Origin of the sequence: Brevibacillus ruminantium (assembly GCF_023746555.1) — a bacterium.
Lineage (GTDB): Bacteria > Bacillota > Bacilli > Brevibacillales > Brevibacillaceae > Brevibacillus > Brevibacillus ruminantium.
In genome coordinates, this window is record NZ_CP098755.1 from 4,530,864 (window position 1) to 4,547,006 (window position 16,143).

The following is a 16,143-nucleotide window of genomic DNA, read 5'->3' on the forward strand; positions in this document are numbered from 1 at the left end:
GAGAGGCCAGCCATGGTAGGGCTAGTGTTAGAGTTTGAGTTAGAGTTAGAGTTTGAGTTTGAGCTTGAGCTAGGACCAGAGCTAGAGCCGGTTGCAGTGCCTGTTCCAGACGCAGTGCCTGTTCCAGACGCAGTGCCAGCTCCAGACGCAGTGCCCGTTCCAGATGAGGCGGAGAGGCTTCCGGAAAAAAACAATCCCAAGCAGATCATGCAGGTGATCACTTTTTTGCTCGTCATGCTTGTAAACGACTCCTTACTCAGGATGTTCAGCTTGTGTCATCCTTCTGTGATTTGTCTCCGTTTGCGGAGGAGTGATGGCATGGAAGAATCTTGTAGAATTTACGGAAATGTTACTATAATAGCAAAAGAGCTTTTCACACGTCACGGAGGGAACTAGATGGATTTTACACTGATCAAGGCATCTCCAGAAGATAAAGAGATACTGCAAAATCTGCTCCAGCTCTACATCTATGATTTTAGCGAGTTCATAGACGCGGATGTAAACGAACGAGGATATTTTGAGTACTCTTATTTGCACGATTATTGGACGGATGAGGACCGTTTTCCGTTTCTCATCCAGACGGAGAAAAAATGGGCGGGTTTTGTCTTGGTCAGAAAAATAAACAATGAGGATACCCGGTTGGACGGGTATTATTCCATCGCCGAATTTTTTATCCTGCGAAAATATCGCCGCAATGGTTTGGGAAAGGCTGTCGCTCAGCAGATTTTTCGGATGTTTCCGGGCAACTGGGATGTTTTTCAGTTAAAAAACAACCTGCCTGCCCAAGCGTTTTGGAAAAACACCATTGGAGAATACACAAACGGCAACTTCCAGGAAGGGGAAAATGACAAAGGAGTTTTTCAACTTTTCACCTCTTCTGCACAGTAGATTGCTGCCGCGCCATCTGGTTGTCGCGCGTTTTTTTAAACCATAGAAAGTACGGGGTACCAAACCGATGAAACTGGACAGACTTCTTGCGATCACCATGATTCTCATACAAAAAAGGCGCGTTCCTGCCAAAGAACTGGCAGAAATGTTTGAAGTATCCGTCCGGACGATTTATCGCGATATCGAGGCGATCAACCAGGCGGGAATTCCGGTTGTCAGCTTTCCGGGGGCGAACGGCGGCATCGGCATTATGGAAAACTATCGGCTGAACCAGCATATTTTGACCCAGGAGGAGCTGGCTTCCATCACCATGGCGCTGAAAAGTGTTTCTTCCTCGTACCGGGACACGCGGGCGGAGGTGGTGCTGGGCAAAATTCAGGGGATGATGGACAACAAGCAGGCCGAGGCTTTTAGGGCGATGTCGGAGCAAATCTATGTAGATTTTAGCCCCTGGGGCAAAGATCAAGCCCAAAAAGAAAAGCTGACCCGCATCAAACAGGCGATTCAGTCCACCCGCCTGCTTTCCTTTACCTACCACAGCGCAGCAGGCACGATCTCGGAGCGCGTCACGGAGCCGCATACCCTCGTCCTGAAAGGGCGGAAATGGTATCTCTACGCTTACTGCAGAAGCAAAATGGCCTTCCGCCTGTTTAAGCTCTCCCGGATAAAAAACCCGCTGCCGGATGGGGAGCAGTTCGTACGAAGAGAAATCAATCTGGAAGAACTGCCCTGGGACAAAGAATGGCATCAACCCGAACAAACCGTGCAGCTCCAGTTGCGTTTCGCTCCCCAGCTCCGTACCACCGTAGAAGAAATGTTTGGCGTCGACTCGGTGGAGATAGACGAACAGGGCTATTCCCTGATTTCGGAGCAGTATCCGCTGGACAACTGGCTCTACGGATTTGTGCTCAGTTTTGGTCCCGGGGTGGAGGTTCTTCAGCCGCTCTCTTTTCGGACAGAGCTGCGGCGACTGGCCGAAGGGATCTGTAAAATTTATGCAGATACGTAAATTTTATACTCCAAAAAAGATGACAGACTGGTGTCAAGTTTGATCCGTTATCATGATGACAAACCCCTAAAGGAGGAAGATCATGATGAACACTGTGTTTTGCCAGAGCTGCAGTATGCCGATGAACGATGCGGAAATCCTGGGAACTGAGCAGGATGGCACAAAAAATCAGGAGTACTGTAAGTATTGCTATCAAAACGGAGCATTTACCCAGCCCGGCATCAGCATGGAACAAATGATTGACATCTGCGTTCCCTATTTACAAGAAGACGGAATGGATGAACATACAGCCCGCCATGTGTTGCAAAAGCATTTGCCCTTGCTGAAGCGCTGGAGTTCGACCAACAACTAGGCAAAGAGGACCCATTACCTGGAATTCCGAATCCTTTCCTTTTCCAAAGACTTCTGCTTTTTAAAGCTATGTTATAATAAAGTGAATAGAAAAAACTGGCTTACAGGAGGAGTTGCCTTTGGAAGCAGTGCAAGGAAAGCCATCACATCATCACAAATTATCGATGGGGAAGATGATCAAAAGAGCCTTTTTTATCTTGATGGGTTCTGCCCTGTTTTCAGTCGGACTGGAAATTTTTTTGGTTCCCAATCACATTATTGACGGCGGGATTGTCGGGATCGCGATTATTTCGTCCCATCTGCTCGGGATGCCGCTCGGTTTATTCTTGTTTCTTCTCAACCTGCCTTTTCTGGTGCTGGGTTACAAGCAAATCGGAAAAACCTTTGCCCTATCTACCTTGCTCGGGGTAAGTACGATGTCCATTGTCAGTGCTTTTTTGCACGATGTGCAGGGAGTAACCGATGACTCCTTGCTCGCAGCCGTATTCGGCGGGATCATTCTGGGCATCGGTGTCGGTTTGGTAATCCGCTTCGGCGGTTCTCTGGATGGTACCGAGATCGTTGCCATTCTGATCAACAAAAAGACCCCTTTCTCTGTAGGGGAAATTGTGATGTTTTTTAACCTGTTCATCCTGGGCAGCGCGGGATTGGTATTTGGCTCTGACCGTGCCATGTACTCCCTGATTGCCTATTACATCGCCTTTAAAATGATCGATCTGACAATCGAGGGGTTTCAGGGCTCCAAATCAGTTTGGATCATCAGTGACAGCTACAAAGACGTGGGAGATGCCATCGTTGCCCGGTTGGGCCGGACCGTTACCTATTTGAAAGGAGAAGGCGGCTACTCGGGAGACGACAAAAATGTTGTTTTCTGCATCATCACCAGGCTGGAGGAAGCCAAATTGAAACTGATCGTCGAGGAAGTAGATCCTTCAGCTTTTCTCGCAGTTGGCAATATTCACGATGTACGGGGCGGACAGTTTAAAAAACGTGACATTCACTAACGCAATATGATTTGCACATCGTCATAAGAAAAGTGCTGCTCGCCACCATACGAGCAGCACTTTTCTTTTCAAAGAAACTCTTTCCTACATCTTCGGCAATTTGCCCTGTATCTGATTGGCCTGAAGGAGAACCTGGGGGGAGAGCTTCAGCGTCCAGTTCAGATCGCCGGACCCACCGTATACTTCACGATACTCGGTCAGCTCCTCATCCAGGATCACCGGCAAACCATGACCGACGAGCGGTACCCTGCCGGTCTCGTAGCCTGTCCATTCCCGTACCTCCCTGGCATCTGCCATACTCATATGTTGATAGCCGCATCGGCTGGCTACAGCAGCAAAGTCCAGCCGGCCGCGCTTGCCCGACAAGATCAAAGCGAGCGGCTTTGCGTCTGCTTTCACAATCAGTACCGGTGCTGTCTGACCGATTTCAATACCAAACAGTGCAGCCCCTTCCTTAGCCGATCGAACCGGACGATCATGTTCGATTAGCTCATATGCGACGCCCAATTCCTCCAATACTTTTTTGACACGATCCATACAGCAATCCTCTCTTTCTTGCACGTTTCTCCTAGGTAAAAATCTCGGCCTTTAGGAGTTTGTATCGATAATTCCGCTCATCTCCCTGCCTTTTGGTAGGCAGGCGCTCAAGCATAACATCCCACAACCACATACAGTATCTCGAGGAAACCGGGAAGGGGGGATAAAGATGAGTGTTTTTAACGGATTTGGCTTTGATGACTTCTCTCTGATTCTGGTACTTTTCGTTTTGCTGGTGATCGTCGGTTGTGATTGTTTCTAAGACGTCGCAAAGGTTGCAAAGGGAGGATGATTCATTTTTCTCCCTTTGCCTTTTTCATTTAGAAAGCGGGGTGATAAAATTGGCCAGACAAATGAATGCGGGCGATGAGCGCATGACCCCTGAATTTATGGAGTGGCTCAAAACAAAAGATGTCTCCAGAAAAAAGCTGCGCAGAAATCCGGAATTGCTCGAACAGTATCACCAGGAATGGACGGCCTCCACGAAAAAAAGAAGAAGAGGATTGCGCAGTCGAAGGCAAAATCGCAATCAAATCGAAAGTCAGGGTCAAAGTGAAACGCGTTCATCTTTTAAACTCCCCAATCTCGACGTTGGACAAATTCTCAACGGCATTCAAGTTGCCACCCAGGTCATGAAGTCCTTCCAAGGTTTGAATCTCTTCGGCAGCACTCCCAAAATGTTTGACCGGCCCTTTTAACCATACCCGGGGGCACGCAGGTCTTTTCTGATCTGCGTGTTTTCTCTTGAAATCACCTCTGGCTGACATCAGGCCAGCACGTCCGTCAACTGCTCCAGTCGTTCCACCACAGCCAGAGGTAGATGATTGGATGCGGGCTGAAGTTTTTTCGGGTTTATCCAGACAGCGTCCATGCCCGCATCAATAGCCCCCGCCACGTCCGCTTCCCAGCTGTCTCCAACAAACAGCGTTTCTTTCGGAGCAGTCCCAAACCTCTCCAGTGCTGCGGTAAAGATTCGCCGATCCGGCTTATGATAGCCCACCCGTTCCGAGATGATCAATTGATCGGCAGAAAAGAGGTGTGAGAGGCCGAGCCGTTCGATTTTGGTAAAGGCCATATCCTCCGGCCCATTCGTGACGATCCCCAGTTGATGACTCGCAGCCAGCTTGCGCAAGCATCGCTCCACCTCCGGAATCGGCTTTATGGTATCGAAGCAGTCCAAAAGGAACATCTGTTGGAAATCCTTTGCCACCTCTTCCGCAACCGTCCTCCCCCAATGTGCCGCTGTCTTCTCCAGCCTCCGAAACCGATACTCCGCCAGTGAGATTCGGTTTTGCGTCAGATCGGGCCATAGCTCGTCGCTGTATGCCTTAAGCTTTCGATAGAAGCTGTCGTGGTCCAGATCCGCAGAGAGTCGATGCCGTCCGATCGTCTGCCGCATCCCTTCCTCAAAGCACTGTGAATAATCAAACAAGGTATCATCCAGATCAAACAAAATCAGCTTGTATATCATTTTCTCCACATTCATTCCCCCGCTGTCACGGCTTGTCTCAATTCACTCGCCAAATCCTCCGGCAATGGCACTGCACGGCGCGTACGTCCATCGATCATCACCATCGTTACATCCGCGTCGGCTGCAAGCTTTTCCTCTGCTGTATACATCTCATGACGGATGACATAGCTTTTCTCACCGACGGTCAGCACCCGGGTGCGCACCTGCACCCGTTCCAACATCCGCAGCTCCTTGCGGTAGTTGATGTTGAGATTGACGACCACCGGGAGCAGTCCCCTGCGCTGCAATTCGTCCAGAGTCAGCCCCTTTTGACAAATCCAGTCAAAGCGTGCCCACTCCATATATTCCAAATACTTGGCATTGTTTACATGCCCGATAAAATCAATATCGGTCGAACGGACAACCAGATCAAATACATGCAGCATCTCCATCGCTCCCTTCTTTTCTCCAGTATACCGAAACAGGCAAACTGAGTGAATATTCATTCGGTATTCTGTTTCGGAATATTCTGAGCTTATCGCTGTATTTTGTTTCAACCTTCACTATAATAGAACGTACATAACGAAAATGAGCTTCTGAAACATATCGATGTGCGAAAGGAAAGATGCCCATGTTTGAACAGATGCTGCTGCCCACTTTGGAGACTTCGCGCTCCCGTTATCAAGAAGCTCTGAAGCACCTTGATGAGAGGGAGCTTGCCAGAAAACTGGCCCCTGGGTCCAACTCGGTCGGATTCCTCATCCGGCACATCGCCGAAGTAGAATATCGCTTTTGCCAGATGTTTTTCGGCCGTCCTCTGCCCGAGCATGTTACGCTGCATACGATCGGGCCCGTGAAGGACGAGGGGCAGTTTACCGATCTCGCTACGCTGCTGTCCTTTCATCAGGAATCGTATGCGTATCTGCTGGAAGCTCTCCGGCAGTTGCCCAGTGATGCCTGGGACAACCTCTGCGAGGCTCCAATTGGCACATTGACCCCCCGACAGGCTTTGGGGCGATTGATCTACCATACGGGCTATCATGCCGGACAGATTGGTCTGATACGCAAGTACGCTGCCGAGTAGAGCCTTGTCCTCACAAAAGGAGGTGAAATTCATGATCGCAAGTCCGCGTTTTGAATGTGATGTTCCCGGCGTTCTCCTCACCTAGTCGGAGAGGGAACGATTGCCTGTGTCCCCCCGGCTACGGAAAAAAGAAGAAAAACATTTTCCGGGAGGGGCTTATCAATGAATACGGTTTGGAAACAGCAATTGTTTGGGGGCTTTTGCCTGGCCGCAGCTGCTGCCATTTGGGGCGGCGTGTACGTGGTCAGCAAAGTAGTGCTGGAGGAGATCCCGCCATTCACGCTCTTGATTATTCGTTTTGCGATCGCATCTGTGGTCCTGGGGGTCTTTGTCGCAGCCCGGCGTGAGTTTATTGCCAAGCGCGATTTTCCCATGATTATGGGGATTGCCTTCGTCGGGGTAACGATCTCGATTGGGGCACAGTTTTTGGGGACCAAGCTCTCGACTGCACATATGGGAGCGCTGATTACGGCAGCTTCCCCTGCCTTTATCGCGATATTTGCCGTTTGGCTGCTGAAAGAGCACATCCATCGGAAACAGATCTCCGGCATCCTGCTTGCGACCTTCGGCGTCCTGATCGTCATCGGGGTTCCTGACGAGGCAGATGCACAGTCTTCCCTGCTTGGCAACCTGATTCTTCTCGTTGCGGCAGTGAGCTGGGGCTTGTATACCGTCATGAGCAAAAAAGCAACGCAGCGCTACTCCTCCCTGGCAGTCACGACCTATGTCGCCCTGTTCGGGATGATCTTTACCAGTCCGGTCATGGTTTGGGAGCTGGCCGTTACACCGGTCTCCTGGGATTTCGACTGGAATATTTGGGCGGGAGTCTTATACATTGGCATTATTTCTACCGCAGGTGCCTTTTACTTGTGGAACAAAGGCTTTGAGCTGATGCAGGCAGGCAGCGGCGCAGGATTTTTCTTCGTCCAGCCCATCGTCGGCGCTTTCCTGGGGTGGTTTTTGCTGGGGGAACATCTGGGGATCGGCTTTTTTGCTGGGGCGGCCTTTATCTTTTTGGGTGTCGGTCTCTCTAACCTGCAACAACCTGCTGACAGGAAAGAGGAAACGCTTGACTCTTGAGCGGAGCAGCTTGTGTTACCATTTTTTATCCACCGTGGATAGAGACGTCAGGAAAACGCCTGACTCTCTATCCTCTTTTCCTTTTTTCATGAAGTACCCATTCTTCCTCAAAAGCCCTTCTGGCATCAAGCATAAAAAAAAAGCAACACAAAGCATGTACGGCTTTGTATTGCTCGGGAATTCACAGAAATCAATCCATTCATTTGTGTACAGCTAGCCCAGCCATTACTGTGTAGGTGTGCTGCTTGTTTTTTCCCGGTAGGCCTGTTTCGGTTGCGGACGGCGCGGACGCAGGCTTTCCCACAGATAGCCTAGCAGTCCCCCTGCGATTGCCGGCAGAAGCCATCCGATCCCTTCCTTGTAAAACGGAAGGTTTTCATACAGAGATGTAATCTGATCCAGCGGAAGTCCCAGCTGCACCAGACCGTCGATCAGGCTGACGGCAGCGGTAGCCAGAATCGCTCCGATGTAGACAGACGAATAGCCTTTGAAAGCGGTATGCAGGAACGAGAGCAGCATCAGTACAATCGCCAGCGGATAAATCGCCACCAACACGGGAACGGAGAGGGAGATCAACTGCGTCAGTCCCACGTTGGCCACGGCCGTACTAAACACACAGAGAATGGCAGCCATCGTCCGGTAAGAGATGGCTGGAAAACGCTCAGAGAAAAAGCGGCTGCAAGCCGTTACCAACCCTACGGATGTCGTGATGCAGGCAAGCGTTACGGCAAGTCCGAGCAGCAAAGCGCCCGCACCGCCAAACAGTTGCTTCACAACACTGCTGAGAATCTGCCCCCCGTTCTCAGAGGCACCCAATACCTGGCTGGTCGCCCCAAGGTAACCGAGCGCCAGATAAACCAGGGCCAAGCCAATCGCGGCGACAATGCCCGCCTTGACCGTTGCCATCGAGATGTGTTTGCGGTCTGCAATCCCGCGCTCTTTAATCGCAGCCGTGACCACAATGCCAAACACCATGGCGGCAAGTGCATCAAGCGTCAGGTAGCCCTCCAGAAAGCCTTTGAAAAAGGGAGTTGCTTCATAAGCGCCCGCTGGTGCCCCGATCTCGCCGATGGGATGAATGAATCCCTGGATAAACATCATGGTGATGATCAGCAGCAAAACGGGTGTCAAGATTTTCCCGATCCGGTCCACCAGTTTGGAGGGATGCAGGGAGAGCCAGTAAGTCAAGGCGAAATAGATAAGGGTGCTGATGAACAAAGGAACCCAGCTTCCTTTGAGGGATTCCGGCAAGAACGGCATGACTCCCATCTCGAAGGAGACTGTTCCCGTCCGGGGAATCGCCAAAAACGGACCGATAGCCAGGTAGACAATAACGGTAAAGATCACGCCAAAAAGCGGATGGACGCGGCCAGCCAATGTTGACAGGCCCCCTCCTCCCAAGCCTACCGCTACGACACCCAAAAGCGGCAGACCTACGCCGGTAATGATAAACCCAAGCATGGCAATCCAGACATTCGTCCCCGCCGTTTGGCCAAGTGCCGGCGGAAAGATCATATTTCCTGCCCCGAAGAACAGAGCAAATAACATAAGTCCTATTGTGATGGTTTCTCTTTTTGTTAATTCCTTCATTCGTTTCCTCTCCACTTGCCTTTCTAGTTTTTAAATTTTGCGAAATTTTAATATAGTATAACTAAACAAAGATTATAGTATGAAACTAGATATTTTACAATTATATTTTCTTCCAGCACATCGGCTTCTATGCTTTTCTCCAGAAAAAAGGCCCGTTGGACACGGGTCCGGGGATACATCTATTCATTTGTCCAGGACTTTAGGCATGAACCCACGGTTCTTTGCGCTTGATCGCTCCGATCATTTCCCAGATGTACAAACAGACATAGCTGCGATACGGCGCCCAGCTTTCCCCGATCTTTCTCATTTCATGTTCATCCGGTCTTTCGCCAAGCCCATAAACCAATTGAATGCCGTTCTTGAGGCCAATATCTGCTACCGGCAAAAGATCCGGCCTGCCCATCCCGAACATCATCAGACACTCCACGGTCCATTTGCCGATCCCGCGCAGTTTCGTAAGCTGAGCCAGTATTTCCTCGTCACTAAGCCTCCAAAAACCGTCCAGCTCCAGCTGACCGTTGGCAATTACCCGCGCAAAATCAATGATGTACTCGGCTTTCCGCTGGCTGAACTGCAATGGGCGCAACTGCTCCACGTCCATCGCTGCCACCCGTTCGGCAGTCGGAAAAGCCAGAAAACAGTTTCCGTCCGCATCCTCTACTTTCTCACCCGCCAGCTCCAGCAAACGCTCCATCAGGGTAGCGGCAAAAGCGAGGTTGATTTGCTGACCAATAATCGTCCGCACCATGGATTGAAACAAATCGTCATCCAGCAGAAAGCGGAGGCCGCGAAAGCGTTCAGTGAGCGGTACGAGCCGAGGGTCCTGACTCATCTGTGCGTAGATAGGCGACAGATCGACATCGGCACTGAACATATGACGGATATTTTTTTCCAAGATCGCCGCTTCGTTTTCACGCAGGGCGGCATGAGTCTCCCAGGAGAGGATCGGCTGTTCTTGATCGCCGGTAAAACGGATTGTCGTCAGAACCGCATGATTTCCTACACGAAATGCCCGCCGCAGCGTTTTCTGCTCGGCATCTACTCGCATCTGCGGGTCTGGATGCGTTTCCAGTCGGCGGACGAGCCGTTCAAATGAGTAAGGGGCTTTAAGGGAGATGGTTTGGCTGTGCATGATCGGTTCCACCTTCTTTCTTTGTTTTCGAAGGAAAGCAAAAATGGGAATGGACGGGACATACTAAGAGAGGCAATAGCCGGAAAACCCAGTTAAGGAGAGATTTCGCATGCATCTTGGCTCTCATGAAGCAGCCGAAATGAACGAACTGTTAATGAGCTGCACCAATTCCATCCAAAGTATGGCTTTGTTTATCAACCAGGCGCAGGACCCCGAGCTGCGCTCGATGATTCAACGCCATTACGCCAGTCATGTACAAGACTACAACATGAAGGTGGAATTTGTCACACAGCAATTCGGCTCCCGCGATCAGCTCAACGTCCAGCCCATTACCGGCCAGACGTTTTCGCCGGCTGCCGGCCATCAATACCAGCCTGTACAACCGCAGATCAAGCTCAGTCAGTTGGATGATCGGGCGATCGCCACTTCCTATCTGCTCACATTAAAGCGGGCGGGACGTGAATACGCCTGGGCAGCCTTTGAGACAACGACACCGCAGCTCCGCCTTTTCCTGGAGGATGCTTTCCGCATGTGCTCTCACCAGTCCTATGAAGTTTGGCAATACATGGCAAGAAAAGGCTGGTACGCCGTATCCATGGCCCCGTCCCAAACCGTTTCGACACTGGGGCAGGTTTATCAGCAGGTTCCGTATCAACAGCCGATGCAGGCCTATCAGCAGCAGTAGTCATTCGCTTGGAAAGACGCCCCCTTGCCAGCATGCGGAATGGCCAGGTAACCGTAATTTTGGGAAGCCAAAAAAACTGTCATCCGGGTTGATGTCGGATGACAGTTTTTGAATTTTCAACCTTACTTACGTTCAAACCAACCATCTGAAAATAATTCAATTTGTTCCTTCATCCCTTGTAAAACATCGTTCGATGAAATTTTCTCGTAGGGTTGCAGCTTGAAGCTGTCAGCTAAATCGGGGCTAAGCCAGACATCCTCTGTATGATTATGAACGACAAGGAACAGCCCCCTTCCCCGAAACTCAATGTATCTAATGTCACTCCCTTTTTCATATTCCTTTTCAAGAGTAACGTATAGCTTCATGAGATCCTTGCCGTCTCCTCCCATCTTGATCGTTTCCTTATCATCCGCGATCAAGATACCACTTGCATCACGGCCATCCATCATAAACCACAAGCGTTCTTTTGAACCTTCAAGAATGTCTCCGAGTCCCGATCCTTCATAAGATCGGATATCCACTCCTTCAGAAAAATAGTAGATCGGTATGGAAAAATCTGAAATTTTCAGATTGTCCAGGTCGGAGGTTTGATTAATCTGATTTTTGTTTTTATGTAATTCCTTTTCAATACGAATATAGTCTTTAAGGCCGCTAATCTCTGGTTTATCTGACGCTATACCACTTGCAATGATGCCAGCACTTACCAATACTGTTCCGATAATGACCAGCAAATATTTACCTCTTTTCATTTTTGAACACCTCCTGTTCATTTTTAACTTATAGGTCGAGAAGTCTCCACTTCTAAAACCTTACAGCGTTTGGTTGTAAGTGGGGGATGAATCGACTTTGGACAAGGACAGGCTTTTGCCTGTTCAGTTGTCCGACACTTTGGTAAAATCTACTTATGATGTTCTTTGATAACTGGATATATGGGGTTGCATGGAGAAACAAAATGCGAAAACCAAGCTTATCCTTCCATGCGTAAAATATCCAAGGTAACAAAAGAACTCCGAAACGTCGGACATCTAGGGTAGGGACTACCCGAAGTAACGCTCGAGGAGACGAAAGGTTACTTTCGTCGTGGATTTGAGAAGCTCCCACTTCAAGGCGTTAGCCTAAGTGGAGAGTAGTTCACAAAGTAGTAAAATCGTAAACCTGGCCATACCACGTTTGATTTCTATTATACCTATCCTAAGATTTCAATTAATCATATTCTCCAAAAAAACAAAATTATGTAAATGGTAAATAAGTACCTTTCCGCTTTGCATAATCACACCAAAAAAGCCCGGCATGAACCGGGCTTGCTTTTTGCTTTCTCAACCGTATGGAGCTCTTTCCTACTTCGTAAACATCCCTTTCAGCACAAACGCCACGTTGGCCGGACGCTCGGCCAGACGGCGCATGAAGTAGCCGTACCAGTCGTTTCCGTACGGGACGTAGACGCGCATCTTGTAGCCTTCATTGGCCAGATCGATTTGGGTCTGGGTACGGATGCCGTACAGCATCTGGAATTCAAACTGGGTGCGCGGAATATTGTACTCCTTCTCCAGCTTCTTCACGTAGTCGATAATCGCATCGTCATGCGTGGCCACGGCTGCATAGTTGCCGTATAAAAGATGCTGCTTGATGATTTTCTTGTAGTTCTCGTCCACGTCGGCCTTGTTGGGGAAAGCCACCTCCGGCGATTCCTTGTAGGCACCTTTAACCAGGCGCAGGTTCACCTTCTTATCCTTCAGGGCTTCAATATCCCCAACGGTATCGTACAGATAAGCCTGGATGACCGTCCCGACATTGCTGTAGTCCTCCAGCAGCTCGTGCAGGATTTCCAGCGTAATGTTTTTGTGGGCGTAGTCCTCCATGTCAATGCGGACAAAGATGTTGCCGTGATCGCGGGCAAATTCGAGAATCCGGCGCATGTTGTTTATGCACAGCTCGCGGCTGATATCGAGACCGAGACTGGTCATTTTCAAAGACAGGTTGCAGTCCACACCGGACTTGTAGATCGCTTCCAGAGTCTTGATGCAGTAATCGGCAGACTCGTTTGCTTCTTCGGTGCTGAACACAAATTCGCCCAGATGGTCCAGCGTGCAAACCAACCCTTTTTCGTTAAGTTCGCGCACCTTGCTGATGGCCTCCTCAATCGTTTCACCGGAGACGAAGCGATTGGCCCCGAAGCGCAGACCCCATTTTTTTGCAGCGGCATTCAATGCCTTGTTCTTGGACAGGAACAGGAAAAAATCCTTCATCAGTTGTTCCATCGTAAATCGGTCTCCTCCTCAAAAATCCATCTGTGAGATTTTATTAGCATAAACCGTGCCAACTTCGACATATCGAAAGAAAAACGACAAATTCCGATCCCTTCTGTTCATCGTTTTTACACATATGTACAGAATGTGTGTAGTATTGTACACTTTTGCTAAAAGGAAATGTAATTCTTATCTCATAGTTTGGATCGGAAGTGATATTTTGAAACCGTTATTTTCACTCCACGATACGATTGCCTGTTTTGCCGAACCCATCGACCCTGCTGCTGTCAGTATACGGCCGAATGAAGCGCTGGGTGTGCTCCGGGCCGAAGATCAGGAGGCCAAGGTACTGGTATTGCCTGAAGGCACAACGCTGTCTGATGCCGGCAAGTCGATCCAGGCAGCAGCTGCCCAATATCGAGCGTCGATGGACGTGATTACCGTCGATGCCAAGGGCCATGTGACGGGGATCATTGAATCTCATCGTCTGCTTGCTGCCTATATGGCGATTGCCGCCAACCAGGATATTCTGCTTCAGACCTTGCTGGATACGATGAGTGAAGCGATTACGATTGTGGATACTGACAATATCGTGCAGTACTGGAACCCGGCTGCGGAAAAAATCTACGAAATCGAGCGCAGCCAGGTCGTCGGCACGCGTTTGGACGTACATTTTGCCAGCGAGTCTATCCGTCTTTTAGATGCCTTGAAAAAGGGAGAGTCTGTGTACAGGGTCTACCATATCCCTCGGCCGGATCGCCATGTGCTGATCAATGCCGCGCCGATTCTACAGGACGATCACATCATCGGCGCGATTTCGATTGAGCAGGATATTACCGAGCTGGTCCGCCTGAACGATGAGTTGGCGCACACGACCGCCCATCTGCACAATCTGCAGCAGGAGATGAGTCGCTTCCACCCCGCTGATGATCCGTTTTTTCCGATCAAAGGGCACTCCTCCCAGATCCAGGCAGCCATCCAGGCGGCACGCAAAGTAGCCCAGACCGATGCCACCGTGCTGATCGACGGGGAGAGCGGCGTGGGAAAAGAGCTGTTCGCCCAAGCCATCCACCAGGCAAGCAGGCGCCGGGACAAGCCGTTTATCGCGATCAACTGCGGAGCGATTCCCGCGGCCCTGTTCGAGAGCGAGCTGTTTGGCTATCAGGGCGGCGCCTTCACCGGAGCAGAGAAAAAAGGAAAGCCGGGTAAACTGGAGCTTGCCCATGGCGGCACGCTGTTTCTCGATGAAATCGGGGAGCTGTCCCTGGAGCTGCAGGTAAAGCTTCTGAGGGCCTTGCAGGAGCGCCAGTTTTACCGCGTAGGCGGTACCGAGCCGATCACCGTCAACACCCGGATTGTCTCCGCGACCAACCGCCATCTGGAACAGATGGTCAAAGACGGCCTTTTTCGCGAGGATCTGTACTACCGGTTAAACGTCTTTACCCTGGAAATTCCGCCGCTGCGTGAACGGCGCGAGGATATTCCCGAGCTGGTGCAAATTTTTCTGCATGAGTACGCGATCGCCCATGAGCATCCGGTACCGCGGATCGCCCCCGAGGTGATGCAGGCTTTGTACGACTATCACTGGCCAGGCAATATCAGGCAGCTGCGAAACGTGATCGAACGCCTCTCCATCCTGCAGGAAGGGGGCCTGATCCGATACGAACAGCTTCCGTCCGCCATCCGGCAGCAGCAGGAAGAGGCTGGCCCATCTTCCCACCCTGCGTCCACCGAATCGCGCATCCTTACCAGCCATTCCTTTGGCCTATCGGCTGCAAGCAGCGCACATGCCGAAATCGAGCAGGAGCAGATTCGGGCTGCACTGGAGCGCACCTACGGAAACAAAAAAGCAGCGGCGGCCCTTTTGGGATTTTCACGGGGAACTTTGTACAATAAAATGAAAAAATATGGAATCTGACGAAGGATGGTGGCCATGCTCCAATTTGATGATGGCTCCTATCAAGTAAGCTGGGGCAGCGAATGTATCACACTTTTGCCTAAGGAATATGTCCTCTTCCATTTCCTCTTTCATCATCGGAACCAGGCTTTTCGCCGGGAGGAACTGCTGGATCGTGTCTGGGGACTGGAAATGCCGACCGATCGCACGGTAGATGATCATGTGTATCGCCTGCGAAAGAAACTGCAAGCTTGGCAGCATTTGCTTGCGATTGACACGGTACGGGGGTTTGGCTACCGGCTCACCTGGAAAGAAAGCCGGCGGCCCAATCTGCTGGAGGATAATCCCGAGTTTGCTTCCCATGCCAAGCAGCTCTTCCAGACCTATCATGGACTGGGCATGGGTGCAGCCATGCAGACCCTCTCCGCCAACAAAGACGTCCTTGGCTTTTCCATCGATCCGTTTTACGAGGTGTACCTGCGCTTTGTTTCAGGTGACTTTGGATGGTTCTTGAAAGCGGAGGATGTCCCATTGGAGGATCGACTCTTTTATCTGGTCCATCTCTACCTTTTGATAGAAGAAGATAAGGGAAAAGCCATTGCACTCTGTCAAAAAGTTTTGAGCGAACAGGAGAAGCTCCCGGGATTGTGGGGGGTCGAACTGGAAATCAATCTGATCACCTTGTATGTAACGGCTGAACGGTGGCAGGAAGCGGCTGTCCAAATGGAAAAGGTGGAAAAGCTGGTTGCCGAGATCCGCTCGCACAGCTATACGCTCACGTACCTCTTCCAAACTATTTTCTACCTGCTGAGCAAGCGTGAACTCTCCCCTACCCGAGAGAAGCTGGAGGAAGCAAAAAAGCTGCTGGCCGAAAAGCCGATGCAGCGGGAACAGGGCACGCTCCTTGTGCTGGAGGGGATGCTCTGTTATTTGCAGGGGGACCGCTCTAACGCCAGACGCCTGCTGGACGAAGGAGTCGAGGTGCTCCAGGAAACGAGATTCGTACCTCACTACCTCTATGCAGTATACAAAATTGAACACTTTTTCCGAAGCTTTTCGGGTGACAGTGTCTGGCAAGCCAAATACCAAAAGGAATGGGCTAGACTCAAGGAGAAATATCAGTTCCTGACTCTTCACAGGCAGCTGGAGAAACGTTTGGGTTTGCAAAGCTGATATCTCCATTCTTATGC

General features: G+C 50.4%; 19 protein-coding genes. 12 read left to right on the top strand and 7 right to left on the bottom strand.

What is annotated here, in order from left to right:
* The first annotated feature begins 12 nt into the window (after window positions 1-12).
* The 5 genes from NDK47_RS22320 to NDK47_RS22340 all read left to right on the top strand — a co-directional run bounded on the left by NDK47_RS22320 (window position 13) and on the right by NDK47_RS22340 (window position 3,252).
* Entirely contained in the window at window positions 13-396 is a 384-nt protein-coding gene (locus tag NDK47_RS22320; RefSeq protein ID WP_251871940.1) for a hypothetical protein, read from the top strand.
* Window positions 397-888 carry a GNAT family N-acetyltransferase gene (locus NDK47_RS22325; protein WP_251871941.1) on the top strand — a complete coding sequence of 164 codons (492 nt, stop codon included), beginning with the start codon at window positions 397-399 and terminating at the stop codon, window positions 886-888. It abuts the gene before it with no gap.
* A gap of 67 nt (window positions 889-955) precedes the next feature.
* Complete coding sequence (locus tag NDK47_RS22330; RefSeq protein WP_251871942.1) at window positions 956-1,897, top strand: helix-turn-helix transcriptional regulator; 942 nt, start codon at window positions 956-958, stop codon at window positions 1,895-1,897.
* 82 nt (window positions 1,898-1,979) lie between these two features.
* Window positions 1,980-2,249 carry a zinc ribbon domain-containing protein gene (locus NDK47_RS22335; protein ID WP_251871943.1) on the top strand — a complete coding sequence of 90 codons (270 nt, stop codon included), beginning with the start codon at window positions 1,980-1,982 and terminating at the stop codon, window positions 2,247-2,249.
* Between the two features lie 163 nt (window positions 2,250-2,412).
* Complete coding sequence (locus tag NDK47_RS22340) at window positions 2,413-3,252, top strand: YitT family protein (protein ID WP_251876329.1); 840 nt, start codon at window positions 2,413-2,415, stop codon at window positions 3,250-3,252.
* An 84-nt stretch (window positions 3,253-3,336) separates the two neighbouring features.
* On the opposite strand, the gene NDK47_RS22345 is transcribed toward NDK47_RS22340, so the two are convergent.
* Complete coding sequence (locus NDK47_RS22345) at window positions 3,337-3,789, bottom strand: aminoacyl-tRNA deacylase (protein WP_251871944.1); 453 nt, start codon at window positions 3,787-3,789, stop codon at window positions 3,337-3,339.
* A 169-nt stretch (window positions 3,790-3,958) separates the two neighbouring features.
* Here NDK47_RS22345 and NDK47_RS22350 point away from each other — a divergent pair, with 169 nt between their 5' ends.
* Together NDK47_RS22350 and NDK47_RS22355 are read left to right on the top strand one after the other, a co-directional pair.
* Window positions 3,959-4,051, top strand: coding sequence for a YjcZ family sporulation protein (locus tag NDK47_RS22350; RefSeq protein ID WP_251871945.1), 93 nt, complete (start codon window positions 3,959-3,961; stop codon window positions 4,049-4,051).
* A gap of 79 nt (window positions 4,052-4,130) precedes the next feature.
* Window positions 4,131-4,487 carry a hypothetical protein gene (locus NDK47_RS22355; protein WP_251871946.1) on the top strand — a complete coding sequence of 119 codons (357 nt, stop codon included), beginning with the start codon at window positions 4,131-4,133 and terminating at the stop codon, window positions 4,485-4,487.
* 68 nt (window positions 4,488-4,555) lie between these two features.
* On the opposite strand, the gene NDK47_RS22360 is transcribed toward NDK47_RS22355, so the two are convergent.
* Both NDK47_RS22360 and NDK47_RS22365 read right to left on the bottom strand, forming a co-directional pair.
* Window positions 4,556-5,260: an HAD family hydrolase gene (locus NDK47_RS22360; RefSeq protein WP_251876331.1), complete on the bottom strand. Its 705-nt coding sequence runs from the start codon at window positions 5,258-5,260 to the stop codon at window positions 4,556-4,558.
* A gap of 11 nt (window positions 5,261-5,271) precedes the next feature.
* Window positions 5,272-5,685 carry an acyl-CoA thioesterase gene (locus NDK47_RS22365; protein WP_251871947.1) on the bottom strand — a complete coding sequence of 138 codons (414 nt, stop codon included), beginning with the start codon at window positions 5,683-5,685 and terminating at the stop codon, window positions 5,272-5,274.
* Between the two features lie 185 nt (window positions 5,686-5,870).
* Here NDK47_RS22365 and NDK47_RS22370 point away from each other — a divergent pair, with 185 nt between their 5' ends.
* Together NDK47_RS22370 and NDK47_RS22375 are read left to right on the top strand one after the other, a co-directional pair.
* The gene (locus NDK47_RS22370; protein WP_251871948.1) at window positions 5,871-6,323 is read left to right on the top strand and encodes a DinB family protein; all 453 of its coding nucleotides are present in this window, start codon (window positions 5,871-5,873) and stop codon (window positions 6,321-6,323) included.
* Between the two features lie 162 nt (window positions 6,324-6,485).
* Window positions 6,486-7,403 (top strand): DMT family transporter, encoded by a 918-nt coding sequence (locus tag NDK47_RS22375; protein WP_251871949.1) that lies wholly within the window; start codon window positions 6,486-6,488, stop codon window positions 7,401-7,403.
* Between the two features lie 225 nt (window positions 7,404-7,628).
* On the opposite strand, the gene brnQ is transcribed toward NDK47_RS22375, so the two are convergent.
* Entirely contained in the window at window positions 7,629-8,993 is a 1,365-nt protein-coding gene (brnQ, locus tag NDK47_RS22380) for a branched-chain amino acid transport system II carrier protein (protein WP_251871950.1), read from the bottom strand.
* A 199-nt stretch (window positions 8,994-9,192) separates the two neighbouring features.
* Window positions 9,193-10,125, bottom strand: coding sequence for a DNA-3-methyladenine glycosylase 2 (locus NDK47_RS22385; protein ID WP_251871951.1), 933 nt, complete (start codon window positions 10,123-10,125; stop codon window positions 9,193-9,195).
* A gap of 109 nt (window positions 10,126-10,234) precedes the next feature.
* Here NDK47_RS22385 and NDK47_RS22390 point away from each other — a divergent pair, with 109 nt between their 5' ends.
* Entirely contained in the window at window positions 10,235-10,810 is a 576-nt protein-coding gene (locus tag NDK47_RS22390; protein WP_251871952.1) for a spore coat protein, read from the top strand.
* Window positions 10,811-10,932: 122 nt separating this feature from the next.
* Here NDK47_RS22390 and NDK47_RS22395 read toward each other — a convergent pair whose 3' ends face one another.
* Complete coding sequence (locus NDK47_RS22395; RefSeq protein WP_251871953.1) at window positions 10,933-11,559, bottom strand: hypothetical protein; 627 nt, start codon at window positions 11,557-11,559, stop codon at window positions 10,933-10,935.
* A 588-nt stretch (window positions 11,560-12,147) separates the two neighbouring features.
* A complete protein-coding gene (locus NDK47_RS22400) occupies window positions 12,148-13,068 on the bottom strand; it encodes a proline dehydrogenase family protein (RefSeq protein WP_251871954.1) in 921 nt (306 codons plus the stop codon).
* Window positions 13,069-13,276: 208 nt separating this feature from the next.
* Here NDK47_RS22400 and NDK47_RS22405 point away from each other — a divergent pair, with 208 nt between their 5' ends.
* Together NDK47_RS22405 and NDK47_RS22410 are read left to right on the top strand one after the other, a co-directional pair.
* Window positions 13,277-14,974 carry a sigma-54 interaction domain-containing protein gene (locus NDK47_RS22405; RefSeq protein ID WP_251871955.1) on the top strand — a complete coding sequence of 566 codons (1,698 nt, stop codon included), beginning with the start codon at window positions 13,277-13,279 and terminating at the stop codon, window positions 14,972-14,974.
* Between the two features lie 15 nt (window positions 14,975-14,989).
* Window positions 14,990-16,126 carry a winged helix-turn-helix domain-containing protein gene (locus NDK47_RS22410; protein WP_251871956.1) on the top strand — a complete coding sequence of 379 codons (1,137 nt, stop codon included), beginning with the start codon at window positions 14,990-14,992 and terminating at the stop codon, window positions 16,124-16,126.
* The last annotated feature ends 17 nt before the right edge of the window (window positions 16,127-16,143 follow it).

Coding starts and splice junctions, on each gene's coding strand:
- NDK47_RS22410 (WP_251871956.1), top strand. CDS start 14,990: ATGCTCCAATTTGATGATGGCTCCTATCAAGTAAGCTGGGGCAGCGAA.
- NDK47_RS22395 (WP_251871953.1), bottom strand. CDS start 11,559: ATGAAAAGAGGTAAATATTTGCTGGTCATTATCGGAACAGTATTGGTA.
- NDK47_RS22370 (WP_251871948.1), top strand. CDS start 5,871: ATGTTTGAACAGATGCTGCTGCCCACTTTGGAGACTTCGCGCTCCCGT.
- NDK47_RS22350 (WP_251871945.1), top strand. CDS start 3,959: ATGAGTGTTTTTAACGGATTTGGCTTTGATGACTTCTCTCTGATTCTG.
- brnQ (WP_251871950.1), bottom strand. CDS start 8,993: ATGAAGGAATTAACAAAAAGAGAAACCATCACAATAGGACTTATGTTA.
- NDK47_RS22365 (WP_251871947.1), bottom strand. CDS start 5,685: ATGCTGCATGTATTTGATCTGGTTGTCCGTTCGACCGATATTGATTTT.
- NDK47_RS22390 (WP_251871952.1), top strand. CDS start 10,235: ATGCATCTTGGCTCTCATGAAGCAGCCGAAATGAACGAACTGTTAATG.
- NDK47_RS22375 (WP_251871949.1), top strand. CDS start 6,486: ATGAATACGGTTTGGAAACAGCAATTGTTTGGGGGCTTTTGCCTGGCC.
- NDK47_RS22325 (WP_251871941.1), top strand. CDS start 397: ATGGATTTTACACTGATCAAGGCATCTCCAGAAGATAAAGAGATACTG.
- NDK47_RS22340 (WP_251876329.1), top strand. CDS start 2,413: ATGGGGAAGATGATCAAAAGAGCCTTTTTTATCTTGATGGGTTCTGCC.
- NDK47_RS22335 (WP_251871943.1), top strand. CDS start 1,980: ATGATGAACACTGTGTTTTGCCAGAGCTGCAGTATGCCGATGAACGAT.
- NDK47_RS22330 (WP_251871942.1), top strand. CDS start 956: ATGAAACTGGACAGACTTCTTGCGATCACCATGATTCTCATACAAAAA.
- NDK47_RS22360 (WP_251876331.1), bottom strand. CDS start 5,260: ATGATATACAAGCTGATTTTGTTTGATCTGGATGATACCTTGTTTGAT.
- NDK47_RS22400 (WP_251871954.1), bottom strand. CDS start 13,068: ATGGAACAACTGATGAAGGATTTTTTCCTGTTCCTGTCCAAGAACAAG.
- NDK47_RS22320 (WP_251871940.1), top strand. CDS start 13: ATGGTAGGGCTAGTGTTAGAGTTTGAGTTAGAGTTAGAGTTTGAGTTT.
- NDK47_RS22345 (WP_251871944.1), bottom strand. CDS start 3,789: ATGGATCGTGTCAAAAAAGTATTGGAGGAATTGGGCGTCGCATATGAG.
- NDK47_RS22385 (WP_251871951.1), bottom strand. CDS start 10,125: ATGCACAGCCAAACCATCTCCCTTAAAGCCCCTTACTCATTTGAACGG.